Raw genomic sequence first — 22,906 nt, forward strand, 5'->3', positions numbered from 1 at the left:
GCAGATAACCTTGGCAACCTAATCAACCCACTTACAGCGTTCCGGTGCAGCAACTTTTTATGCCGCGATCGCTCACCAACAAGTTTATCCAATAGATTGCCAATCCGACGCTGTAATAAACCGAGCAAGATGAGCAACATTCGTTGTTGCAACAATCACTTCTGCCACCTTACTTCCGAGAAGACGGGCTTGAGCAGACAAAATTACATCCCCATCTAACGCTTTAGCATCTGCGGTAGGTTGTCCGGTTTTTCTCGCTTCTGCCCACAATTCAGCCGCCAGAAGCATGGTATCGGTTTGGATCGGAATATAGTCGAGCGTTTGCTTCAAGTTGTCCAGCCGACGCAAACTTCTCAGCAATCCTGCTCAGAGGAGTTCGCGGCGAACTTCATAATCTGAAATTTCGGGAATAACCACCCTTTCTCCGCGTCGTAAGAGGGATTTTAGCCATAGTTGACAATCAAGGGGAATGCCTGTGGCTTTTGGATTCGTGACCATTCCCAGTAGTCCAGAATCCAGCAAAATCGGACGAGTCATGGGAATAAAGGGCGATCAGACAATCGATCTTCATCTAGAGCCGTTTTCAAAAAGTCCCAAGCTTGCTGATGTTCCGATGCATCCTCAGTCTCACCCAGCCATGAATCTAGAAGGTCGATCGCTGCTTGATTTTTTCGGGCTTGCTCTGCATCAATAACAGGTGGAGCAGTTGATGGAATTTTTTGTCGGAACTGGCGTAAAGCATCCAGCAAATCTGCCCAATATTCTCTAGGCGTTGCTTCGATTTCATGAAGCAGCAATTCAAGAGAGGTTGGAGGTGAGCTAGAACGGTCTGCCATATCTGCAAAGCTTCTATAGTTATATCAATTCAGTGCAAGCGATCGCTTACTTGTACTTTACTTTTAGTTTCATTGTACCTGAAGCACCAACTATAAACTCAATCAGAACACCATCAACATCTGAAGATAGACCAACACCAGCTTTCTGAGACACCTTCACAGAAGTATTATATGGAATTTTTCCGTGTATCCCTTGGTGTTATCTCAGTTCTGTGCAACAAACTTATAAGGCAACCTCAAAAAGTAGGAGTTAAAAATGTACACAAAATTGCAACCCGATCCCGTTCGCTTAGAAATATTCAAAAATCTCTATCAATTTATCGCCGAACAAATGGGAATTGTGCTGCAAAATACGGCAGCATCGGTAAATATCAAAGAAAGACTAGATTTCTCCTGTGCTATTTTCGACTCTTCTGGATTATTAGTAGCTAACGCTCCTCATATTCCTGTACATTTAGGCTCAATGAGTGAAAGTGTTCGCAGTTTAATTAATGCTCATGGTGACACAATTAAATCAGGAAATGTGTATCTATCTAATAATCCTTATAACGGAGGAACCCATCTGCCAGATGTGACTGCAATTACCCCTGTATTTCTGGAAAATGAAGAAAAGACTACATCTGCTACTGCCATTTTTTATGTTGCTTCTCGCGGACATCAAGCCGATATCGGTGGAATAACTCCCGGTTCCATGCCTCCCCACAGTACCACCGTAGAAGAAGAAGGAATTATTTTTGATAATTTTCTCTTAGTTGAACAAGGAAATTTTCGAGAAATTCTAGTGCGAGAATTACTCTTAAATCATCTGTATCCGGCTCGGAATCCTGACCAAAATATAGCTGATTTTAAAGCACAAATTGCTGCCAATCAAAGGGGAGTTCAAGAACTTCTAAAAATGGTTGAGCAATATGGATTGGAGACAGTGCAAGCTTATATGAAATTTGTCCAAGCCAATGCTGAGGAGTCAGTGAGAAAAGCGATCGCTGTTCTCAAAAATGGCTCATTTATTTATAAAATGGATAATGGCGCACATATTCAAGTTAAAGTGACTATTGACTACAGCGATCGCAGTGCTACCATTGATTTTACTGGAACATCTGAGCAACTTAAGAGTAATTTTAATGCTCCTAAAGCTGTGACTCAAGCAGCAGTCTTATACGTCTTCCGAACTTTAGTAGATGATCGCATTCCCCTCAATGCTGGATGTCTCAACCCGTTAAAAATCATTATTCCCGAAGGCTGTATGCTGAATCCCACCTATCCAGCAGCAGTAGTGGCGGGTAATGTCGAAACATCTCAAACTATTGTCGATGCTTTATATGGTGCTTTGGGCGTAATGGCAGCTTCTCAAGGAACAATGAATAATTTCACTTTTGGTAACGAGCGATATCAATATTATGAAACTATCTGCGGTGGTTCTGGGGCTGGAGCTAACTTTGATGGTACTGATGGCGTTCATTCTCACATGACTAACTCTCGCTTAACTGATCCAGAAGTTTTGGAAACTCGCTATCCTGTGCAGGTAGAAAGTTTTGGTCTTCGTCTCGATAGCGGCGGTAAAGGAAAACATTCAGGTGGCAATGGGGTGATTCGTCGTATTCGTTTTTTAGAACCTATGACAGCCAATATTCTTTCTGGACATAGATTTGTGCCTCCCTTTGGGTTAAATGGTGGCGAAGCCGCAAAAGTAGGACGCAACTGGATACAACGTCAAAATGGAACTCAAGAAAATTTAGATAGTACAGCAACAGTAGAAATGAAACCTGGGGATATTTTTGTTATAGAAACTCCTGGTGGTGGAGGATTTGGTTCAATTGAAAGCGGCGAGAAACTCCATCCCTTCATGGGTGGAGAGGGATAGGTGTCCTGCCGCTTGGGGCATGGGGAAGAATTTATTTACCCAAATTTACCGCTGAGATATTCTTTAGTTGCTTGGGCTTGGGGATTACTAAAAACTTTCCCTGTTTCGTCATATTCTACTAAGTAACCGAAGCGGTTTCCTTTGTCTGATTCTTCAGCATTGAAAAAAGCGGTGTAATCTGACACCCGTGAAGCTTGTTGCATGTTATGGGTGACGATAATAATTGTATATTCTTCTTTGAGTTCGTGAATTAATTCTTCAACTCGCTGAGTAGAGACAGGATCTAGAGAAGAACAGGGTTCATCCATCAAGACTACTTCTGGTTTAAGGGCGATCGCTCTGGCAATACATAAACGCTGTTGTTGTCCACCAGAAAGGGATAAACCATTTTCTTTAAGTTTATCTTTAACTTCACTCCATAAAGCAGCTCGTTGGAGCGATCGCTCGACTAATTCATCCATATTTTCCTTACGGTTTTGAATCCTAGCTCCGTAAGCAATATTTTCATAAATTGATTTGGGGAAGGGGTTGGGTTTTTGAAATACCATACCAATCCGCCGCCGCACTTCAACCGGATCGATTTTAGGTGAATAAAGATTTTTATTCCGGTAGAAAACTTTACCTTCTACTCGACATTTATCAATCAAATCATTCAGACGATTAAAGCAACGCAGTAACGTACTTTTGCCGCAACCAGAAGGGCCAATAAAAGCAGTTACTCGTTGTTTTGGTATTTCCATATAAACATCACGGAGCGCCAAAGTATCACCGTAGTAGACGCTGAGTTTTTCTGTTTGCAAAACGGCTGTAGTTTCGCCTGGATTTTGAGTATTTCGATGATTATTAGTTTGATTTTGAGTAGACATTTTTAATCCTGTATGAAAATAATTCGTAATGACGCTCGCGGACTCGCTACCGCTGCGCTAACGTAATTCGTAATTCGTAATTAAAATGCAACTATAAATTACTTTGATTTTTACTCATTTCAATAAGTACTTTTAAGTGCTGCTAATCGGGAAAGAATGCTAGTAATTAGCACTAATAAAACTAGAATGAGTGAAGCTGCCCAGGCAAGTTCTTGTTGATTTTGATAGGGAACGGTGGCAAAGTTATAAACTAATACTGATAAAGTAGGAATTGGTTGCCAAACACTTCTAGGCCAAAATTGGGAAAATAAAACAGTAAAAATTAAAGGTGCAGTTTCACCAGCCGCACGAGCGATCGCTAAAGTTGTACCTGTTAAAATTGCTCCCATCGCTGACGGTAAAACTACTTGTAAAACGGTTTGAAAGTTAGAAGCGCCTACCCCTGTTGATGCCCAACGTACTTCTTGAGGTACTAATTGTAAGGCTTCATCAGCAGTTCTTACCACTATCGGTAGCATCAAAACTGCTAAAGCAAAACCCCCAGCTACGGCTGAGAATTGATTTGTAGTTGCAACCACTACACCATAAGCAAATAATCCCACGATAATTGAGGGTACACCACTCAATACATTAGTCGCAAAACGAATCCACTTAACTATTGTGCCGGAACTAAACTCTGATAAATAAACAGCTGCTAAAATCCCAAAAGGAATGCTCAATGCTGAAGCAATTCCTACTACAATTAATGTTCCGACAATAGCAGCACCAACACCGCCACCTTCTTGTAAGGCAACTGGTATCTGTCCAGTAAATAATTCTAGATTAAATTGACTAGCTCCTTTAAAAATAACATAACCAAGCACTAATCCTAAAGGCAAAATTGCAATACCCAGCATGAGAAATGCTAATACCGTCAGCACAGTCCCAATTAATGTTCGACGAGTAGCATAAGAAAATTCCATGCTTTCATCTATATTTGCAGAGTTTCTACCTTTATTAGTAGATGTCATAATCGCTTACCTAGACTAAAACTTACTATTTAAATTTTCTCTCTACTAAAACTTTTTAACTCGACGCACAATTACTTCGGCTAGCATATTAACCACGAGTGTAATTACAAACAAAACTAAACCAGCATAAAATAACGAAGCTCTTTGTAAACCACTAGCTTCTGCAAATTGATTGGCTAGCAAAGAAGCAATTGTATTTGCAGGTGCAAGCACAGAAAAGTTTAAATCGTTGCTGTTACCAATTACCAATGTTACAGCCATTGTTTCTCCCAAGGCTCTACCCAATGCCAGCATAACTCCACCTACAATTCCCGAAAAAGCTGCTGGAATTAGAATGCTAAAAATTGTTTGCCAACGAGTTGAACCTACACCATAAGATCCCCAACGCAGTTCCGAAGGTAAAGAAGCCAGAGAATCGCGGGAAATGACTGTAATAATCGGTAAAACCATAATGGCTAAAATGACCCCAGCAGGTAGCATTCCTGGCCCTATATACCGACTAGAAAACAGAGGTATGTAACCAAAGTTATCGTGAAGCCAATTACCGATAGGTTGCAAAAATGGAATTAAGACGTAAATACCCCAAAGTCCATACACAATACTTGGAATAGCTGCCAATAACTCCACTAAAAAAGTGAGTACAGTCCGAATTGATAGTGGTAAAAAATTTTCACTTAAAATGATCGCACTGGCTAAACCAATTGGCACAGCTAAAAGCAGAGCAATTAATGAACTCAAAAGTGTTCCGTAAATCATCGGTAACACTCCATAAATATTTTCTACAGGGTTCCAAGCACCTTGAATGAGGAATTGTAAACCAAACTCTCGAATAGCAGGTATTGAATCTATAGCAACTTGTATGGCTATCCAAAGTAAGACTGCTGCAACAGCCAGAGCTAATATGCGCGTACCCCATAAAAAACTGTAATCTATTGTTTTTTCGGTCTGCGATCGCGCTGTTTGAGAATCTATTTGAGATTCGTCACTAGCTGTTAGAGTCATGGATTACCTCTATATATAAACTAAAGCTAACAATGTATTTTTTTAAATTAAAAAATATCAATAAAAAACAAATATTTCAGATAACTGTATTTATTCACACTTTAAAAATATGAGGAAGTAAATATAGCTACTTCATTATTTTATTTCACGTATTTTAATGATCAACACGTAAGTATTTTATAAGTTGATTGGCTAATGATTTTACAACTTACGATAGATTTAGTTTTAATAATTAAGCTGAAAGCTTCTCTCTTAAGGTTGAATTTTTATCAAATATATTTAATATAATTATTTATTAAACAAATCATAACCTTTAGTTTAATTTTATTTAATAGTGGATCAACATAATATTTAAACGTCTATCTATGAGGTATTTGGAAATACCCTTTCATTTTATGAATTTTATTATGTAAAACTAAACGCAAATCATACCAAATTGCATTTAGTGTATTTCAGCAACCCACTAGTTCTTCGATAACGCTGGCATTATTTGGCAATGCGCCTGTTAAGACTTCGCTACCTTCTGTCGTGACTAAAACATCATCTTCAATGCGGATGCCTCGCACATCAGCAAATTGAGATAAGCGCTGCCAATTTACTATGTTCTGATATTTTGAACGCAGATTCACATCATTTAAAATTGCTGGTACTTGATAAAAACCAGGCTCAATTGTCACTAACATTCCTGGACGCAAGGGACGATTTAAACGCAAGTAACCTAAGCCAAAGCGATCGCTCCTTGTCCGTCCTTCTTCATACCCTGCTAAATCACCCAAATCTTCCATATCATGAACGTCTAAACCTAATAGATGTCCGATACCGTGGGGGAAAAACAGCGCATGGGCATCCATTGCTACTAAGTCTTGGGGGTTGCCTTGTAAAATACCTAAATCTACTAAACCTTCAGCTATGACGGCAGCAGCTAGCAGATGAATATCTCCATACTCTATACCAGGGCATATTTTAGCAATGCAAGCATCATGAGCAGCCAACACGACATGATAAATGTCTTTTTGAGTCGGTGAAAATTTGCCAGAAACAGGCCAAGTACGGGTAACATCTGCTGCCCAGCCCATCTCAGTCTCTGCCCCCACATCGGCAAGTAGTAAGTCACCTGATTGTATAGGATGATGATATTGCTCGTTATGTAATACTTCGCCGTGGACAGTAACAATACTGTTGTAAGAAGTAGTCATATTATGGGCAATGATTACTTTTTCCATTGCTGCCCGAACTTCTGCTTCTATTTTGGCATTGGGTGTTGCTGCCATACCAGCTTTGTGGGCTGCGACAGTTACAGCAGCAGCCTTTCGCAACTCAACTAATGCCCCCGCATCATGGGTGAGGCGTAGAGTCACAATTGCCTTGACTAATTCTAAGTCAATTCCTTGGGGAGGATTTTGCGGTAAAATCCATCTGTTCAATAATTGCGATTGCTGTGTCCAAGTAGCAGCATCCTGGTTGGCAACTGTCGCTGCACCTTCTAGCCAGGACTCTAATTCTGTCATTGGTTTAGCAGTATCCGCCCCTATTGTCTCGGCTATTTCGTCACGCGTTGGCATTTCTCCATGCCAAAGGGCGCTGTTAGGTTGGGGATCATCCATGAATAGTTCAAGTTTGCCAGATTCTAGACGAATTGCTGCGTTTGGCAGTGGTAGCCCGGCAAAATAGAGAAAATGACTGCTAGCGCGAAAAGGAAAATGATTTGCAGGAAAATTTCGCGGACTGATGCTTCCTGACCAGAGAATTGCTGGAAAATCAATCAGGCTAGCTAATCGTTGCCGTCGGGAGTGTAGGATGTCAGCTAGTGAATTAAAAGTTTTGTGAATAATCATAAAATGAGACTCAAATCAAAAGTGATACTGCCTTTATTTAATCCTGATCATCGTCTTTTTCATCATCATTCCTGCGATCGCTTTCTTGTTCGTCATCATCCTCGTCATTTTGGTTAGACCGTTCGTTTGGTCTTTGTTCTTCGTTAGGAGTAAATGGCTGCTTTTCTTGGACACCGCAACTGACCAATCCTCCAGAAATGACTCCTAAGTTGATAACAGCCACAAGACTTGCGATGAATCTGCCCTTTGTGTTTAACATTAGCTCTAGCTTGGAGAAATTGTATGACTAATATCTAAGGTACAGCTATAGCTTCTTAATGATGCTAAATATAGTTGCGTAGATTTCTAACTTACTCTTGATAAGTATACAAAGTTGTAAATTTGCCGATTCAAATTCTAAGGTAAATCTATGGGACAAATCATTACTCAAGTTGATGCTTTCACTGATACACCTTTTGCGGGGAATCCTGCGGCTGTCTGTGTTTTGCCCATTGCTCAAGATGATAATTGGATGCAGAACGTAGCTCAAGAAATGAATTTATCTGAAACGGCTTTTTTAGTCAGACAGGATAATGGCTTTAATCTACGCTGGTTTACGCCAACGGTGGAAGTACCACTTTGTGGTCATGCAACCTTAGCTAGCGCCCATGTACTTTGGTCAGAAGGGCATTTATCCTCTGACGAAGAGGCGCGTTTCTTTACTAAAAGCGGAATACTGATCGCCAAAAATCAAGGTGAGTGGATTCAATTAGATTTTCCTGTGAATCATTCACGAGTAGTAACTGCTACCCCAGAACTCAGCGAAGCTTTGGGAATACCATACAAATCTGTTTTTCAGAACTCTTTAGGCTACTTAGTTGAGGTGGAGTCTGAAGATTTGGTGCGACAAATGCAGCCTAATTTTCAGCAAATGAAAACATTACCTATGGCGGATGTAATTGTCACAAGTCTGACTCGTCTTGATTCCCAATATGATTTCATTTCTCGCTTTTTTGCTCCAGGAGTAGGTATTAATGAAGACCCAGTAACTGGTGCTGCCCATTGCTGTCTTGCTCCTTTTTGGCGCGATCGCCTGGGCAAAGATGAGTTCTTGGCTTATCAAGCCTCTAGTCGCGGTGGAGTCGTGAAGGTGCGCTATAGCGGAGGCGATCGCGTTTATCTAGCTGGTCAAGCAGTCACTGTGATGCGAGGCGAATTAATTCATGCTTAATTATGAATGTTTGTAAATAACGGTTTAATTTGTGACTAAGTAAAAATTTATCACAGTAAAAGTTAGGAGTAATTGACAACTACCGAGTTTTAGGGAAATTAACTACCATGAAATTATTCTCCTATCCATTGAATTGGTTATTGTTAATTTTCTCCAGACAAAATGTTTTAGGGGATGTTTGCGATCGCTCTGCAACTGAATTGCAAATTACTGGAACTGAGAAGAATGAAATTTTAGTTGGTACTCGATACGCAGATACCCTCAATGGTGCAGCCGGAAACGACATATTAATAGGCAAAGCCGGAAACGACGATCTTAATGGCGGTGAGGGTAGGGATTGGCTATTTGGTGACGCTGGAAACGATACTTTACGGGGCGATCCTTTTGTTGACTTATCATTTCAGTCAGATAATCCTTATAAAGATGATTATGATTATCTTGAGAAACTCTACCGCCAAGGTCAGGATACTTTACTAGGTGGTTCTGGTAATGATTTCCTAGAAGGTGGTGCTGGTAACGATACCTTAATTGGTGGTATGGGGGATGATATTTTATGGGGTGGTTATAACGCTGAAGAAGGCCAATACGGTGACTACGAAAATAATAAGTTTTACAGTAGCGATCTCTTAATAGGCGGTTCTGGAAACGACACCTTACGCGGAGATTCTATTTGGACAGATATTTTATTCACAGATCAGCTACCCCAAACTGGAAACGACACACTTTATGGCGGTTCCGGAGATGATCTTTTGCAAGGTGCTTCAGGAGTGGACTATCTCTACGGCGGTTCTGGTAACGATACCCTAATTGCTGGTTATAATTATCTCGACCCAGGCACTTCACGTCAATATAGTGATGGTAATGACTTCCTTTATGGTGGTTCTGGTGATGATTACATTATTGCGAGTAGCGGTAATGACTTTATAGACGGAGGTGCAGGCAACGATACACTCAAAGGCGATGATAATACGCTTTACAATAGTGATGATACCTTAATTGGTGGCTCTGGGGACGATTTATTGGAAGGAAGTACCGGAAGTGATGTTTTAGATGGTGGTGCTGGTAATGATGTGCTAATTGGTGATATTACATTCTATTTTTCTTTTGAAACACCAGATATAGTTGACACCTTAACAGGTGGTGCAGGGGCAGACCAATTTATTCTGGGAGATGAATCTGGAAGTTTTTATGGTGTAGGGATAAGGCGTTCTGGTTCAGGAACAATTATCAACGAATACGCCATCATTACTGACTTTAACACTAACGAGGACGTTATCCAACTTGGTGGTGGCAGTCCATATTCAGACGATCCAGCTAAATATATTTTAGGTTCTTCTCCTGAAGGTTTACCACAAGGAACAGCGATATATCTGGATTCAGATACAGACAGACTAGTTGGGATTGTCCAAGGAGTTTCAAGTTTAAGTCTTGATCAAAACTATTTTCGTATCAGTGAATATACTTTTGATATTTGAATAGATTACAACAGCAAATCTTGCATTTGCAGATAGCGATAATACAGTAATACAAGAAGCGATCGCATTTATCTAATTACTCAAGCGGTAACTGTGATCCGGGGTGAACTAATTTATCAGGCACAATATTTAAGTAAGCCTATGTTTTAGTTCCAAAAATGCCAGCTAGACAAACAAATATTAGAACTGCGATCGCATCTTGTGATTGGCCTATCGAAAAATTACCTGGATTGAGTCAAGAAGAACAATTTAAATTACAAAACTGTGGTATTGCAACTACCAAAACCTTAGTCAAACAAGGTAATAGCCCAGCAGCGAGAATGGCATTAGCCAATAAACTACAAGTTCATTTACAGTATGTCAATAAATGGATAGCTTTAGCTGATCTAGCACGTATTCCTGGCGTGGGTACACAATATTGTGGTTTATTGCTTCATGCGGGTATTGCTTCTGTGGCACAGCTAGCTCAGACTCCCACTCACAGACTGCACCAACAAATTATGCGCTTACAGGTGGCAACAACGCAACGGCGAGATTTGTGTCCAGCGATTGAGTTAGTGCAACAATGGAGTCAACAAGCAAAAATATTGCTGAGTGCTAAGTAATTATTTCTCCCTGCCCCCTGCTCCCCTGCCCCCTGCCCTCTGCCCCCTGCCCTCTGCCCCCTGCCCTCTGCCCCCTGCCCCGGTTGTTGAGCGTAGTCGAAACACTGCCCCTCTGCTCACTCCTTAGCTAGCACACCATTCAAAAAAATATCAGCTAGTCCTTCTGCCATCTGCTGCATTTCTTGAGGGGAAGCGTCAGGTTCCATGAGGGTGTTGTCAGAAAACCCGGCGATCGCAAACATTCCTAAGAACACCTTGGCAACGAGTTTGGCATCAGCTTGACGATAAATGCCTTTATCCATCGCAGTTTGAAAGAATGCTTCGGCGACATCGGTCATTTTGTTAATGACTTCAATTTGAATGCGATCGCGTAAATCTGGATGAAACTGCACTTCCATGAAGCAGACTTTCATCAAATCAACATTTTTATTTAAATTCCACATCCGACGACGCATTACCTGAGCGACAGCTTTATAACTGCCCATTTCACTCAGTTCGGTGAGTAAATCTGTGAGAATATCTACCCAACCACTAGTCGCTACCTCTACCAAAATTGCCTTTTTATTAGGAAAATGTCGAAACAGCGTACCTTCTGCGACACCTGATGCTTCTGCTAATTCGCGAGTAGTAGTGCCATCAAATCCCTGAGAGGCAAACAACCTTTGTGCCGTCTGTAAAATACGAGTACGGGTTTGTACCTCTGAAGATGGGGGAGAATTAAAAACTCGCATAAAAGTTATTGTTATATATTCGGAACACTACTTGTAGCATTATTGTCTAACGTCAAGTACAAAAAGCATAGAAAGCTTAATACAAGATTAATGCCTTGTTGAGCAAACAGTTTATCTCTTAAGTTAGGAGAACTTTACTTTTATTGTCGCTTATGAATCAACCCAATTGTTCAATTTGGGATTTAGAATTGAGGATTTTGCATTGGTGCGATCGCACGTCTGTAATGTTGCGTCGGTTGTTAGCAGTGTCGATGGCAGTAGTAATTTTCTGGTGCGGAATAACTCCCAAAGTCTCGCTAGCACAAACTCAGACTGCATCTCCCACTCAAAGAACCACAACTCCAACCTTACCAGAACCAAGCTCCATTCAACCTTATCTAGATCGGGTAATCAAGGAGTTAACGGAGTTTAGTCTAGAAAATGGCATGAAGTTTATTGTCTTGGAACGACATCAAGCCCCTGTAGTTTCTTTTTTAACTTATGCGGATGTCGGTGGTGTAGACGAGCCAATTGGTAAAACAGGCGTGGCTCACTTTTTAGAGCATTTGGCATTCAAAGGCACGACACGCATCGGTACAAAAGATTACAAGGCAGAAAAACCGCTACTAGAGAAATTGCAGCAGTTAGATACTCAAATTAAAAAAGCAAAAGCCGATGGTCAAAAAGATCAGGTGACTCGGTTACAAGCTGAATTTGAGCAAGTGGAATTGCAAGCAGCCAAACTAGTCAAACAAAATGAACTAGGGCAAATTGTCGAACAAGCCGGAGGTGTAGGTTTAAATGCCAATACCTCAACAGAAGCCACCCGTTACTTTTACAGTTTTCCTGCTAATAAGTTGGAACTTTGGATGTCTCTGGAATCAGACCGATTTCTTAATCCTGTATTTCGGGAGTTTTATAAAGAGAAAGATGTCATTTTAGAAGAGCGACGGATGCGGGTAGAAAATTCACCCATCGGCTTGATGGTGGAGAAATTTATCGATACAGCTTACAAAGTCCATCCTTACAAACGTCCGGTAATTGGTTATGACGCAGATATCCGCAACCTCACACCAGATGATGTCAAGAAGTTTTTTGACAACTACTATGCACCCAGTAATTTAACGATCGCCATTGTTGGAGATGTTAACCCGGCTGAAGTGAAAAAACTAGCGCAAGTTTATTTTGGTCGCTTTCAGACAAAATCCAAAGCTGTAACTCAAATTCCGGTAGAACCACCACAAAAACAAACACGGGAAGTTACTTTACAATTGCCTTCTCAACCTTGGTATTTAGAAGGTTATCATCGTCCGGCGATTAACCATCCAGATAATGCGGTTTATGAAATTATTGGTAGTTTATTAAGTAATGGACGCACATCACGGCTATACAAATCTTTAGTAGAAGAGCAGCGCTTGGCATTAAATGCTCAAGGTTTCAGCGGGTTTCCAGGGGATAAATACCCTAATTTGATGTTGTTTTATGCTCTCACAGCTCCTGGTCACACGGTTGATCAGTTAGCAGTGGCTTTGCGCCAAGAAATTGAGAAACTCAAATCTGAACCTGTGACTATGACTGAATTGCAGCGGGTAAAAACCCAAGCACGGGCAAGTTTGTTACGCAGCCTCGATTCTAATATGGGGATGGCACAGCAATTGCTGGAATATGAGGTCAAAACTGGCTCTTGGCGGAATTTGTTTAAGCAATTAGATCAAATAGCGGCGGTGACAACTGCTGATATTCAGCGAGTGGCAAAGGAAACTTTTACAGCTGAAAATCGCACGATTGGCAAGTTGTTGTCGAAAGATAAATAAACCGCAAAGGCGCGGAGGGCGCAGAGGAAGAGAGATATGCAGAGGTATAAGGTGAAGGTGTTCAAAATCCAAAATGGTAAGCGGCTGATTTATGCATTGATTGCTGCTTTTGCTTGTTTGTTTGTCACGTTTGATTTTTCGCTGGCGGCGACGGCAGAGGCTAAGCATTATACAGAGTTGCAGTTTGCACCACTCCCAGAAATCAAGTTACCCAAGTATGAACGGTTTGTTTTACAAAACGGCTTGGTTGTGTATTTAATGGAAGATCACGAACTACCGTTAATAAATGGAACGGCGATAGTACGGACAGGTAGTCGCCTGGAACCATCAACAAAAGTTGGGTTGGCTGGGTTTACAGGCGAGGTGATGCGGACTGGTGGTACTCAGAAGCATTCGCCAGATCAACTTAATGAGATGTTAGAACAACGGGCGGCATCTGTAGAAACTAATATTGGTGAAACTTCAGGTAGTGCTAATTTTGAGGCACTCAGCGAAGATTTAGAAACGGTTTTTGGGCTGTTTGCTGAGGTGTTAAGGCAGCCTGTATTTGCTCAATCAAAGCTAGACTTGGCTAAGACACAAGCCAAGGGTGGTATTGCCCGCCGCAATGATGATCCTAATGAGATTGCTAGTCGGGAGTTTAAGAAGTTAATTTATGGCAAAGATAGCCCTTATGCTCGCACGGTAGAGTATGCCACAGTCGAGCAAGTCTCCCGTGAAGATTTGGTACAGTTCTACCAAAAATATTTTCATCCCAATAATATGATTTTGGGGATTGTAGGAGATTTTGACGCTCAGAAAATGCGATCGCTGATTCAAGCTAAGTTGGGCGATTGGCAGCGTAACCCTAAAATTACTAAACCCCAGTTGTCAGAAATATCGCCAGCTAAAACAGGTGGTGTCTTTGTGGTAAATCAGCCGCAACTAACTCAAAGCAGTGTACTGATTGGGCATTTAGGCGGACAGTTTAACAATCCCGACTATGCAGCGCTGGATGTATTGAATGGGGTATTAAATGGTTTTGGTGGACGCTTGTTTAATGAAGTGCGATCGCGTCAAGGTATAGCTTACTCTGTATATGGCCAATGGAGTCCCCGTTTTGATTATCCTGGCATGTTCATTGCTGGCGGACAAACACGCTCTGATGCAACTGTGCAGTTTGTCAAAGCCTTACAAACTGAAATTAAACGCACCCAAACTCAAAGAGTCACAGCCAAAGAACTAGCTTTTGCTAAAGAATCTACGCTTAATTCTTTTGTATTCAACTTTCAAGACCCTGCTCAAACTTTATCACGGTTGATGCGCTACGAATATTACGGCTACCCAGCTGATTTTCTATTTCGCTATCAAAAAGGCGTAGCTGCAACAACAGCGGCTGATGTGCAGCGAGTAGCCAAGCAATACCTCCAGCCAGAAAACCTAGTAACTTTAGTGGTGGGCAATCAAACTGCCATTCAACCACCATTAACACAGCTAGCCGCCCAAGTAACACCGATAGATGTGACTATTCCTGATTTGCAACCACAGGTAAAAAATTAACAGTTAACAGTTGACAGTCAAAAAACATATAGAAATAGTGGTTTGTCAACCCAAAAATGACAGGTGGAGGCAGGCAGGGGAAGCAGGGGGAGAAAAGAACTGGACTTTTTCACATTAACTTTGCAAAGTTGATGTGACAGAGTACTAGTATTTGATTTTTGAAAAAAACTCAGTACATCTCATATCTTTTCTTCTTTATTCCCTGTTGTCTGTTCCCCGCAATGCACTGAGTTTCTACTACTTCGACGTTAACTGGTTTAAATACACAACTATACGCTTTGACAACTGTTAACTGTTTACTGGTTTAATTGCGTCTCTATTTTTATGGAAGAACAAGTCAGACAATATAACTATTAATACTAGAAACTTTCATCATTAAAGGCAAAATTACCTTCTTTATGTCTTGAAAAATATCTCTAAAATCTTGAACTTATAAAATTACATTACATAATATTAGATAGTGATCTTAGATTTTTAGTCTAAGCCTGTATAGGACTTTTATCGTTACTACTGTGCTTGAGGAAACAAAAAATGTCGAAAATAATAATCTCTAACTTGTATTTTACTAGTGAAGGAAATCTACTTAATGATATCAGTTTTAAAGAAATGAAATCTGTGGAGGGTGGTTACGGTTATGGTTACGGTGACGTTTATGGTACCCAAAACACAAGTAGAGTGAGTAATACAACCAATACCACAAGTGCAAGTGAAGCTGTAACAAATACCCTTGGCAATGTAAATAATATTCTTGGTAATCTGAGTTCACAAATAGATCAAACAATGCTTAATCTACGGAGCCAATTTCAGCAATCAGGATTATTTTGATTACAATTTTTGACTTTTTTTTGCATTCTAAATTTAATGAGGCTCACATCCCCGACTTCTCAAAAAAGCCGGGGATCTTGTTGTTCACGAATGATTGATTTTTGCTTACTAAACTCAATAATCTGGTCGTTGTGTTTGAAAAGACAGAATTTTTGTGAATATAAGCTCAATAGCACAGGTTTTTAATCGATTTTATTAAAAATAAACTAATACCGATTCAATTGATGATTGCAAAAAATGTTTGGTCTAGACACTATTGGCAATGATTTAAAAATTATTAGCTCATAACTTTTGTAGAACAAAAGTATTAGATCTGTATTAATTAGGTTGCTATTTATAAGCCAATTTTACTATTAGTTTAAATTAATTTAATAAATGCAAATGAAAGGTTTAAAAAGACTCAAAGCAGTTATTTATGTCTTTTTAAACATACTTTTAAGCTTGACTTATTCAATTGTTATGAATAAAAATTGCAGTATCAGTTAAGCAAAGACAGCTTGATTGACTGCATACCTCACTTACTTAAAGCAAGGATTTTAGGAGTAAATTATGGCAACTATCGCTCTTTCTGAACTACACGCTGCTGGCTCACAATTATTTCAAGATTCTGAAAGTTTCCTCAATGAATTGAGCGATGTAGATTCCATTGTTGGTGGTACTTATAATTCCGTTAGCGATATGTCAGGATTGACAAAACTAGCTGAAGCTTGGGTTTATACTTATGGCATTGGTCATATTGCTTATATAGCTAAATCATTCAGCAGTGACGGATACGGATACTAAATAGCTTTGTAGGGAACCATAAAAGCTAAATGACATGACTCTCTAGGGATTGAAAGTAATCTTTGTAATCAACATGAATTTTATCGATTACTAATCAACCTTGAGAGTCAATCAGATTAATCAATCAACAGTTTATTTAATTACAACAAGGATTTTAGGAGTACATTATGGCAAGTATCGCTCTTTCTGAACTACACGCTGCTGGTTCTGAACTGTTCCAAGATTCTGAAAGCTTCCTCAATGAAATGAATGATGTAGATTCCATCGTTGGTGGTACTTATGGCTATGTCAGCGATATGTCAGGCTTGTCAAAGTTAGCTGAAGCTTGGGTCTACACTTATGGCATTGGTCATATTGGCTATATAGCTAAGTCATTCAGTGGTGGCTACGGCTATGGATACTAAATAGCTTTGTAGATAACTACAAAAGCTAAATGACATGACTCTCTAGGGATTGAAAGTAATCTTTGTAATCAACATGAATTTTATCGATTACTAATCAACCTTGAGAGTCAATCAGATTAATCAATCAACAGTTTATTTAATTACAACAAGGATTTTAGGAGTACATTATGGCAAGTATCGCTCTTTCTGAACTACACGCTGCTGGTTCTGAACTGTTCCAAGATTCTGAAAGCTTCCTCAATGAAATGAATGATGTAGATTCCATCGTTGGTGGTACTTATGGCTATGTCAGCGATATGTCAGGCTTGTCAAAGTTAGCTGAAGCTTGGGTCTACACTTATGGCATTGGTCATATTGGCTATATAGCTAAGTCATTCAGTGGTGGCTACGGCTATGGATACTAAATAGCTTTGTAGATAACTACAAAAGCTAAATGACATGACTCTCTAGGGATTGAAAGTAATCTTTGTAATCAACATGAATTTTATCGATTACTAATCAACCCTGAGAGTCAATCAGATTAATCAATCAACAGTTTATTTAATTACAACAAGGATTTTAGGAGTACATTATGGCAAGTATCGCTCTTTCTGAACTACACGCTGCTGGTTCTGAACTGTTCCAAGATTCCGAAAGCTTCCTCAATGAAATGAATGATGTAGATTCCATCGTTGGTGGTACTTATAATTCCGTTAGCGATATGTCAGGCTTGTCAAAGTTAGCTGAAGCTTGGGTCTACACTTATGGCATTGGTCATATTGGTTATTTAGCTCATTCATTTAGTGATGGCTATGGCTATGGATACTAAATAGTTTTGTAGATAACTACAAAAGCTAGATGACTCTTTAGGGATTGAAAGTAATTTTGGTGCTCAACATAATATTATTAATAAATCCTGAGAGTCAATCAGATGAAGTAATCAATAGTTTCTTTAATTACAAAGAGAATTTTAGGAGTACATTATGGCAAATATCACTCTTTCTGAACTACACGCTGCTGGTTCTGAACTGTTCCAAGATTCCGAAAGTTTCCTCAATGAAATGAATGATGTAGATTTCGTTTTTGGTGGAACTTATGGTGGCTATGTTAGCGACATGTCAGGATTAACAAAATTAGCTGAAGCTTGGGTCGATACTTATGCCATTGGTCATATTGCTTTTATAGCTAAGTCGTTCAGTAATGACTATAAAGTCTAACAAATAGCTTTTTAGTTAATTTCAAAAAATAGATGACTCTCTAGAGTTTAAACTTAATCATTGCAATCAATGTAATGTTTATAAATTATTAATAAACTCTGAGAGTCAATCATCTTCAATAATTGATAATTTATTTAGCTTTAACCAGTTATATGAAAGTAAATTATAGCTGTTTATCATTAAAAACTTACTTTTTGTTTTCGGTTATTAGCTATGATAAAAATCAGAAATTTTCTTAACTGATTTCAAGAATTAAACTGTATTCACATGAATAATTGCAAAGACTCAATTAAGTAAATGGCAAAGATTATAATTTCTGAGCTACATCCTGCTGATTCAGAAATATCCTTGACCCACTTGAACGATGATTCTAAATATATATACGGTGGTCAAGACTACACTTTTGACCAAAGTTACTACATGATGATGAAGCTTATTGAAGCCGCAATATCGGTATCTGCTATTTACAGTATTACGTGGATTGTAAGGTTATTTAATAGTGAATAGTAATAACTAAATTGTTTTTCTGATATTTTATCTTGTTACAACCTAAATACAATGTTTAATAGAAGGTATTTGTATGATTATCTTTAAACCTGATTATGGTGTATTGATATTTTTTAATCCCCGAAAAAAACTTTAAAGTAGACTACAAAATTTAGTTATTAATGTTTATAATCGGTCTAAAATTATGCCTACACCACCATTTGTCTTGAGTTCTCAAAATGTTTTTGACTATTTAATTTCTCAAGGTCTATGTACTCAAGAAGATAAGTCGTTGAGCCATATTGACCTTAAACCAGCCAAGAACTTTAATTTATTACTAAATCTGCCCAGCGATCGCCAGCTTTTAGTAAAACAAGAGCGCTATAATCGAGAAGGCAAAACTGTCGGTGAATTTTTGCAAGAATGGCGAGTTCACGATTTTTTACACACTTTCTCAGAACTAAGCCAAATTTACCCATGTTGTTCGGAAGCATTGCATTTTAACGCTGAACACTCAATAATTATTTTCAATTATCTCAACGATTATCGTGATTTGTCAGAGTTTTATGCTACGGAAAATTACTTTCCCCGCGAAATTGCAATGACTGTGGGAGCGACTCTGGCATCAATTCATCGTTTAACTGTTGATCGTCAAGACTACAAAGATTTCTTCAACAACACTGAAGACGCAGTTAGTCAGCAAACTCCTAATTTAGCTCGTGATTTAGAGCGAATCACTCCAGCAGTTTTTGGTATGGTTCCTAGCCACGGTATAAAATTCTTTGCCCTTTATCAACGTTATGACAGTTTAGGAAAAGCGATCGCAGATTTAAGTACTGCTTTCACTCCTTGTTGTCTAACCCATAATGACCTGAAGCTAAACAATATTCTTTTATCTTTAAGTTGGCAAGAAGCACTTCTGCACAATAGACTAGCAGCAAACAGCATTATTCGCTTAATTGACTGGGAACGCGGCGCATGGGGAGATCCTGCTAACGATTTAGGAACATTAATTGCTAGCTACCTACAAATTTGGTTACACAGTTTGGTTACTAGTAATACGATCGCGATCGAAGAATCTTTACGCCTCGCTACAGTGCCTCTACATTTACTTCAGCCTTCAATTGCGGCACTAGCTATTGCTTATTTAGCTAACTTCCCCGAAATTATAGAGCGTCGTCCTGATTTCTTGGAGCGAGTGATGCAATTTTGCGGTTTAGCTTTGATTAGAGCTATTCAAGCACAACTCCAATACGAAAAAACCTTTGGGAATGCAGGTATTTGTATGCTCCAAGTTGCCAAGAGTTTACTATGTCGTCCAAAAGCATCAATTCCGACAATTTTTGGCATGGAAGCATCAACCCTCGCTAACACAAACTTATCTCCTGTTTAAAAGGGAACAGGGAACGGGCAACAGGCAACAGAGGAATCCTCATAATTAAAATTGGCAGCTAGTGGCGTGGGTTTGTACCCAATATTCGCTCCCTAGTTCTTTCACTGTTCCCGTCCCGGAAGGACTTGTCAGTTAATCAGGCTTCCCTCTCTTCATTTTTGCATAACTTTTAACTCATAGGTAAGTACACATGCAACTATTAAATTCACTAGCAAGCCAAATGCAAGACGTTCCAGAATCATTGCAGACATCATTAGAAAACATTGTTCATCAAGTGCAGATCGAATCTCACTACTGCATTAAGCACCCAGATTACAAACCCTTGGAAGTGCCAGAAGCTGCTGCTTCTCGATTTCGACAATTACCTTTAGATCTCCAGAATAAATTTTTAAGTTTACAATTGCGTAGTTTTCTTTATGGTGTTTATTATAATGGCTCTTTAAAACCTAACCTAGAATCTAGTGCAGAAGTCACGAATTTAGCATTGAATCAAAATTTAGAAAATAACACTTTGTTGGGTGTAGATTTAGCATTTTATGATCGCCTACATCAAAACAACAGAAGTGAAGGCTATTTGAGCCATGATTGGTTAGTAGTTAGAGAAGAAACAGATGACACTTTAGCAGTGCAGAGAAATGGTTTAACACTGCACATTGACCGCGCCCATCATTTGCAACCACAAGATCGGTCTGTGGCTATTGGCAACTTAGTAGCAATCAAAATGCCCAAAAACATAGTACAAAACGGATTTTATATGGCAGTGGGGAATTTAGGCGTTTCCCAAGGCGATCAAAGTATCGTGCGTGTCTATTTCAACTTAAGTCCTGAAGGTGCAGTTGCAGTCATGGATTGCTTAACAGTCCAACTCAATGCCTTGGATATTCCTTTTTCATTTAAAGTGCTATACAATCCTACAGATTATACACGTTATGACTCAGGAGTACTTTATTTTGATAAAAGCAACTATGAAGCTATCCACGGAGTATTAGAAAGGGTATATGCAGAATACGAATTTCATTTTTCTGAATCTGTACCTTTATTTACTAAGTTAATAGCACCAGGATTAGCGATCGCTGAAGAACCTAACCGCAAATTTGGCGATCAAGAAAGTTTTGGTACTAACCGTTGCCAAATAATTGCTAATGGTTTACTTGATGCTTGGCTAGAAGGAAATGATACACCAACAAGTCGGATAACATCAATTTTACAGCATTTTTTGCTACATGAAATTGAATTACAGCGTCCTTATTTGAATGCCAATTCTGAGGATATTTACACTCCCATACAAATTTAAAAAAAACAATATTAATTATGGGCATAGGGCATTGAAAATAGGGCAAAAGAAAGAGTTACCAATTTATCAATGCTCTATACCAAAATGGTATAAAAAAATTGTTGAGTTGGGAAAGTAAAGATAAATTATCAGTAGTTTAAAATTGTTGCATTAGAGTTGGCATAATGAATGAAAATTTTTACCAACCTTCAAATATTACGATCAGTTATGAAGAATGGCAAGATATTCTCAAAGCGATCATTGCGAGAAAGTATTCCTGGGCTTGTGTTTTAATTCTGCATTCTCTTGGCTATAACCCTCTTAAATATATATCTTATCGTACTTATATTAGATTAATAAAAAATAATTTTATATTAGGCAATATTAATAATCATAAAACTGCTCAAATAAACTTGAATGATTTTAATATCGAAATCAAAGAAAATCAAATAGATAATAATTAATTTCACTCATCAAAAGGCGACGGTAAACCTACTTCTTCTCTTTCAGAGACGCTGACTGCTGACAAAACTCCACCCATGAAGGGACGGAGTTTTTATATGTAATACCATTTCACGAAATTATTGATACAAATTACTTTTCTTACTCCCCCTGCTTCCGGTCACTGAGTTTCGACACTTCGACAGGCTCAGTGCGGCGCTGCGCGGTAGTTGAGCGTAGTCGAAACTCAACTGCCGCGTAGCCGAAGTGCTGCTCCCCCTGCTTGCCCAAATGTATCAACTTTAAAGTGAAACGGTATAAGTAACTTGTTTTAATATTACGTAAGTATACAAACTCAAAAACCTCATTCATTATTTAGCAACTGCTGTTCTTGCGGAAGTAACTTCGTTTCACTCATCGGTTTTTGACTGATAATATTGGCTGATTTTGATAATGGTCGAATAATTAAACTTACCCCCATTGCCCAAGCGATCGCAACCATCCAACCTGCAACAATATCACTAGGAAAATGTACTCCTAAATATAGTCGTGTCCAGCCAATAGTCAAGATATATAAGCTACCCAAAATTACTGTCAACCAACACCAAATACTATCCCAAGTTAAAATTACCAAAATAGCAATCAACGTCATGCTTGTCATAGCATGGCCACTAGGGAATGAGTAATCAAACTCTGGTGCAACTGAGTTCCATAAATCGGGACGCACTCTATGCCAAAATTCTTTACCCGTGCGGTTGATAATTGCACTACCAGTAGCAGTGATGAGTAAATAGGTGAGCGATCGCCAGCGACGTTGCAGTAGTAAAATAAGGGCGATCGCACTCAGAATTGGTAATACAATCCAAAAAGAACCAAATTTTGTCAACATCACGGCGAATACATCCAGATGCGGCTGTGCTATCGAGTGAATCGTTAGCAGAATCGGTAAATCCCAAGGAAAACCACCTTCGTTGTACCTCACCTCTAACGCCAGCAGTCCAAAAATTTGCAGTGGTAAATATATCCCCACGAACAGCAGCAACAAAGAGCGCCAATGGGTAATTAACAATTTTTGCATAAACCCGATGGGCAATCGCGGCTTTTGCGGTAATGTTTGATTTTCGTCGTTGACTTTTTCTGACTCTGCCATATCAAATACGGTATTGCGCTGTAATTAATGTAGTTTTTTGAAATACTATTATCTAGTCTAATACTGGACTGCAAATCTTCGCTGAAAGTCAATTTTGTGAAAAGTTGGCTAAAATTTCAGTATAAATAAATACAAACATCTTACTCATCTTTTATAACAATATAGACTTTTATTATTTTGAATTTTAAAATA

Annotated in this window: 25 protein-coding genes; 15 read left to right on the forward strand and 10 right to left on the reverse strand. The window is 39.1% G+C overall.

All coding sequences use genetic code 11. The features are described 5' to 3' along the window. Positions 1–84: 84 nt before the first annotated feature. The 3 genes from QI031_RS31595 to QI031_RS21215 all read right to left on the reverse strand — a co-directional run bounded on the left by QI031_RS31595 (position 85) and on the right by QI031_RS21215 (position 836). Entirely contained in the window at positions 85–288 is a 204-nt protein-coding gene (locus QI031_RS31595) for a hypothetical protein (protein WP_343217810.1), read from the reverse strand. Between the two features lie 78 nt (positions 289–366). Beyond that, complete coding sequence (locus QI031_RS31600; protein WP_343217811.1) at positions 367–537, reverse strand: hypothetical protein; 171 nt, start codon at positions 535–537, stop codon at positions 367–369. After that, the gene (locus QI031_RS21215) at positions 534–836 is read right to left on the reverse strand and encodes a hypothetical protein (RefSeq protein ID WP_281481616.1); all 303 of its coding nucleotides are present in this window, start codon (positions 834–836) and stop codon (positions 534–536) included. Before QI031_RS21215 ends, QI031_RS31600 begins: the two co-directional genes overlap by 4 nt. A 256-nt stretch (positions 837–1,092) precedes the next feature. On the opposite strand from QI031_RS21215, the gene QI031_RS21220 reads away from it, so the two are divergent. Next, positions 1,093–2,697 (forward strand): hydantoinase B/oxoprolinase family protein, encoded by a 1,605-nt coding sequence (locus QI031_RS21220; protein ID WP_281481617.1) that lies wholly within the window; start codon positions 1,093–1,095, stop codon positions 2,695–2,697. Positions 2,698–2,732: 35 nt separating this feature from the next. Here QI031_RS21220 and pstB read toward each other — a convergent pair whose 3' ends face one another. From pstB to QI031_RS21245, 5 genes are all read right to left on the reverse strand, one after another. Further along, positions 2,733–3,563 carry a phosphate ABC transporter ATP-binding protein PstB gene (gene pstB / locus QI031_RS21225; protein ID WP_281481618.1) on the reverse strand — a complete coding sequence of 277 codons (831 nt, stop codon included), beginning with the start codon at positions 3,561–3,563 and terminating at the stop codon, positions 2,733–2,735. A gap of 119 nt (positions 3,564–3,682) precedes the next feature. Then, complete coding sequence (pstA, locus tag QI031_RS21230; protein ID WP_425525980.1) at positions 3,683–4,573, reverse strand: phosphate ABC transporter permease PstA; 891 nt, start codon at positions 4,571–4,573, stop codon at positions 3,683–3,685. A gap of 45 nt (positions 4,574–4,618) precedes the next feature. Further along, positions 4,619–5,575 (reverse strand): phosphate ABC transporter permease subunit PstC, encoded by a 957-nt coding sequence (gene pstC, locus QI031_RS21235; RefSeq protein WP_281481619.1) that lies wholly within the window; start codon positions 5,573–5,575, stop codon positions 4,619–4,621. A 452-nt stretch (positions 5,576–6,027) separates the two neighbouring features. Then, positions 6,028–7,410, reverse strand: a complete 1,383-nt coding sequence (locus tag QI031_RS21240; protein WP_281481620.1) for an aminopeptidase P family protein — start codon at positions 7,408–7,410, stop codon at positions 6,028–6,030. Positions 7,411–7,447: 37 nt separating this feature from the next. After that, positions 7,448–7,669, reverse strand: a complete 222-nt coding sequence (locus QI031_RS21245; RefSeq protein WP_281481621.1) for a hypothetical protein — start codon at positions 7,667–7,669, stop codon at positions 7,448–7,450. Positions 7,670–7,819: 150 nt separating this feature from the next. On the opposite strand from QI031_RS21245, the gene QI031_RS21250 reads away from it, so the two are divergent. The 3 genes from QI031_RS21250 (at position 7,820) to QI031_RS21260 (ending at position 10,700) form a co-directional block, all read left to right on the forward strand. Next, the gene (locus QI031_RS21250) at positions 7,820–8,620 is read left to right on the forward strand and encodes a PhzF family phenazine biosynthesis protein (protein WP_281481622.1); all 801 of its coding nucleotides are present in this window, start codon (positions 7,820–7,822) and stop codon (positions 8,618–8,620) included. A 107-nt stretch (positions 8,621–8,727) separates the two neighbouring features. Continuing rightward, the gene (locus tag QI031_RS21255) at positions 8,728–10,095 is read left to right on the forward strand and encodes a calcium-binding protein (RefSeq protein WP_281481623.1); all 1,368 of its coding nucleotides are present in this window, start codon (positions 8,728–8,730) and stop codon (positions 10,093–10,095) included. 158 nt (positions 10,096–10,253) lie between these two features. After that, positions 10,254–10,700, forward strand: a complete 447-nt coding sequence (locus tag QI031_RS21260) for a DUF4332 domain-containing protein (RefSeq protein ID WP_281481624.1) — start codon at positions 10,254–10,256, stop codon at positions 10,698–10,700. A 116-nt stretch (positions 10,701–10,816) separates the two neighbouring features. Here QI031_RS21260 and QI031_RS21265 read toward each other — a convergent pair whose 3' ends face one another. Beyond that, positions 10,817–11,431, reverse strand: a complete 615-nt coding sequence (locus QI031_RS21265) for a TetR/AcrR family transcriptional regulator (RefSeq protein WP_281481625.1) — start codon at positions 11,429–11,431, stop codon at positions 10,817–10,819. 251 nt (positions 11,432–11,682) lie between these two features. On the opposite strand from QI031_RS21265, the gene QI031_RS21270 reads away from it, so the two are divergent. The 11 genes from QI031_RS21270 (at position 11,683) to QI031_RS21320 (ending at position 21,587) form a co-directional block, all read left to right on the forward strand. Continuing rightward, positions 11,683–13,224, forward strand: coding sequence for a M16 family metallopeptidase (locus QI031_RS21270; protein WP_425526037.1), 1,542 nt, complete (start codon positions 11,683–11,685; stop codon positions 13,222–13,224). 36 nt (positions 13,225–13,260) lie between these two features. After that, on the forward strand, positions 13,261–14,763 hold the full coding sequence (locus tag QI031_RS21275; RefSeq protein WP_281481626.1) for a M16 family metallopeptidase: 1,503 nt from the start codon (positions 13,261–13,263) through the stop codon (positions 14,761–14,763). Positions 14,764–15,369: 606 nt separating this feature from the next. Continuing rightward, positions 15,370–15,588 carry a hypothetical protein gene (locus tag QI031_RS21280; RefSeq protein ID WP_281481627.1) on the forward strand — a complete coding sequence of 73 codons (219 nt, stop codon included), beginning with the start codon at positions 15,370–15,372 and terminating at the stop codon, positions 15,586–15,588. A 549-nt stretch (positions 15,589–16,137) separates the two neighbouring features. After that, a complete protein-coding gene (locus QI031_RS21285; RefSeq protein ID WP_281481628.1) occupies positions 16,138–16,371 on the forward strand; it encodes a hypothetical protein in 234 nt (77 codons plus the stop codon). A gap of 167 nt (positions 16,372–16,538) precedes the next feature. Further along, positions 16,539–16,775 (forward strand): hypothetical protein, encoded by a 237-nt coding sequence (locus tag QI031_RS21290; protein ID WP_281481629.1) that lies wholly within the window; start codon positions 16,539–16,541, stop codon positions 16,773–16,775. Between the two features lie 167 nt (positions 16,776–16,942). Then, the gene (locus QI031_RS21295) at positions 16,943–17,179 is read left to right on the forward strand and encodes a hypothetical protein (RefSeq protein WP_281481629.1); all 237 of its coding nucleotides are present in this window, start codon (positions 16,943–16,945) and stop codon (positions 17,177–17,179) included. Between the two features lie 167 nt (positions 17,180–17,346). Then, positions 17,347–17,583, forward strand: a complete 237-nt coding sequence (locus tag QI031_RS21300) for a hypothetical protein (RefSeq protein ID WP_281481630.1) — start codon at positions 17,347–17,349, stop codon at positions 17,581–17,583. Between the two features lie 154 nt (positions 17,584–17,737). Next, positions 17,738–17,971 (forward strand): hypothetical protein, encoded by a 234-nt coding sequence (locus tag QI031_RS21305; protein ID WP_281481631.1) that lies wholly within the window; start codon positions 17,738–17,740, stop codon positions 17,969–17,971. A 691-nt stretch (positions 17,972–18,662) separates the two neighbouring features. Then, entirely contained in the window at positions 18,663–19,850 is a 1,188-nt protein-coding gene (locus tag QI031_RS21310; protein WP_281481632.1) for a phosphotransferase family protein, read from the forward strand. A gap of 190 nt (positions 19,851–20,040) precedes the next feature. Continuing rightward, complete coding sequence (locus tag QI031_RS21315; RefSeq protein ID WP_281481633.1) at positions 20,041–21,144, forward strand: T3SS effector HopA1 family protein; 1,104 nt, start codon at positions 20,041–20,043, stop codon at positions 21,142–21,144. 164 nt (positions 21,145–21,308) lie between these two features. Then, a complete protein-coding gene (locus tag QI031_RS21320) occupies positions 21,309–21,587 on the forward strand; it encodes a HetP family heterocyst commitment protein (protein WP_281481634.1) in 279 nt (92 codons plus the stop codon). 341 nt (positions 21,588–21,928) lie between these two features. Here the strand turns inward: QI031_RS21320 and QI031_RS21325 are convergent, their stop codons facing one another. After that, entirely contained in the window at positions 21,929–22,714 is a 786-nt protein-coding gene (locus QI031_RS21325) for a phosphatase PAP2 family protein (RefSeq protein WP_281481635.1), read from the reverse strand. Between the last annotated feature and the right edge of the window lie 192 nt (positions 22,715–22,906).

Source organism: Halotia branconii CENA392, assembly GCF_029953635.1.
In the GTDB taxonomy this organism is placed as follows: Bacteria; Cyanobacteriota; Cyanobacteriia; order Cyanobacteriales; family Nostocaceae; genus Halotia; species Halotia branconii.

What these genes read in the sequence shown, in the direction of transcription:
- QI031_RS21315 (WP_281481633.1), top strand. Translation starts at nt 20,041, where the DNA reads ATGCAACTATTAAATTCACTAGCAAGCCAAATGCAAGACGTTCCAGAA.
- QI031_RS21245 (WP_281481621.1), bottom strand. Translation starts at nt 7,669, where the DNA reads ATGTTAAACACAAAGGGCAGATTCATCGCAAGTCTTGTGGCTGTTATC.
- QI031_RS21255 (WP_281481623.1), top strand. Translation starts at nt 8,728, where the DNA reads ATGAAATTATTCTCCTATCCATTGAATTGGTTATTGTTAATTTTCTCC.
- QI031_RS21275 (WP_281481626.1), top strand. Translation starts at nt 13,261, where the DNA reads ATGCAGAGGTATAAGGTGAAGGTGTTCAAAATCCAAAATGGTAAGCGG.
- QI031_RS21295 (WP_281481629.1), top strand. Translation starts at nt 16,943, where the DNA reads ATGGCAAGTATCGCTCTTTCTGAACTACACGCTGCTGGTTCTGAACTG.
- pstB (WP_281481618.1), bottom strand. Translation starts at nt 3,563, where the DNA reads ATGTCTACTCAAAATCAAACTAATAATCATCGAAATACTCAAAATCCA.
- QI031_RS21260 (WP_281481624.1), top strand. Translation starts at nt 10,254, where the DNA reads ATGCCAGCTAGACAAACAAATATTAGAACTGCGATCGCATCTTGTGAT.
- pstC (WP_281481619.1), bottom strand. Translation starts at nt 5,575, where the DNA reads ATGACTCTAACAGCTAGTGACGAATCTCAAATAGATTCTCAAACAGCG.
- QI031_RS21320 (WP_281481634.1), top strand. Translation starts at nt 21,309, where the DNA reads ATGAATGAAAATTTTTACCAACCTTCAAATATTACGATCAGTTATGAA.
- QI031_RS21300 (WP_281481630.1), top strand. Translation starts at nt 17,347, where the DNA reads ATGGCAAGTATCGCTCTTTCTGAACTACACGCTGCTGGTTCTGAACTG.
- QI031_RS21305 (WP_281481631.1), top strand. Translation starts at nt 17,738, where the DNA reads ATGGCAAATATCACTCTTTCTGAACTACACGCTGCTGGTTCTGAACTG.
- QI031_RS21310 (WP_281481632.1), top strand. Translation starts at nt 18,663, where the DNA reads ATGCCTACACCACCATTTGTCTTGAGTTCTCAAAATGTTTTTGACTAT.
- QI031_RS21285 (WP_281481628.1), top strand. Translation starts at nt 16,138, where the DNA reads ATGGCAACTATCGCTCTTTCTGAACTACACGCTGCTGGCTCACAATTA.
- QI031_RS21240 (WP_281481620.1), bottom strand. Translation starts at nt 7,410, where the DNA reads ATGATTATTCACAAAACTTTTAATTCACTAGCTGACATCCTACACTCC.
- QI031_RS21290 (WP_281481629.1), top strand. Translation starts at nt 16,539, where the DNA reads ATGGCAAGTATCGCTCTTTCTGAACTACACGCTGCTGGTTCTGAACTG.
- QI031_RS21270 (WP_425526037.1), top strand. Translation starts at nt 11,683, where the DNA reads ATGGCAGTAGTAATTTTCTGGTGCGGAATAACTCCCAAAGTCTCGCTA.
- QI031_RS31600 (WP_343217811.1), bottom strand. Translation starts at nt 537, where the DNA reads ATGACTCGTCCGATTTTGCTGGATTCTGGACTACTGGGAATGGTCACG.
- QI031_RS21220 (WP_281481617.1), top strand. Translation starts at nt 1,093, where the DNA reads ATGTACACAAAATTGCAACCCGATCCCGTTCGCTTAGAAATATTCAAA.
- QI031_RS21280 (WP_281481627.1), top strand. Translation starts at nt 15,370, where the DNA reads ATGAAATCTGTGGAGGGTGGTTACGGTTATGGTTACGGTGACGTTTAT.
- QI031_RS21325 (WP_281481635.1), bottom strand. Translation starts at nt 22,714, where the DNA reads ATGGCAGAGTCAGAAAAAGTCAACGACGAAAATCAAACATTACCGCAA.
- QI031_RS21250 (WP_281481622.1), top strand. Translation starts at nt 7,820, where the DNA reads ATGGGACAAATCATTACTCAAGTTGATGCTTTCACTGATACACCTTTT.
- QI031_RS21215 (WP_281481616.1), bottom strand. Translation starts at nt 836, where the DNA reads ATGGCAGACCGTTCTAGCTCACCTCCAACCTCTCTTGAATTGCTGCTT.
- QI031_RS21265 (WP_281481625.1), bottom strand. Translation starts at nt 11,431, where the DNA reads ATGCGAGTTTTTAATTCTCCCCCATCTTCAGAGGTACAAACCCGTACT.
- QI031_RS31595 (WP_343217810.1), bottom strand. Translation starts at nt 288, where the DNA reads ATGCTTCTGGCGGCTGAATTGTGGGCAGAAGCGAGAAAAACCGGACAA.
- pstA (WP_425525980.1), bottom strand. Translation starts at nt 4,573, where the DNA reads ATGACATCTACTAATAAAGGTAGAAACTCTGCAAATATAGATGAAAGC.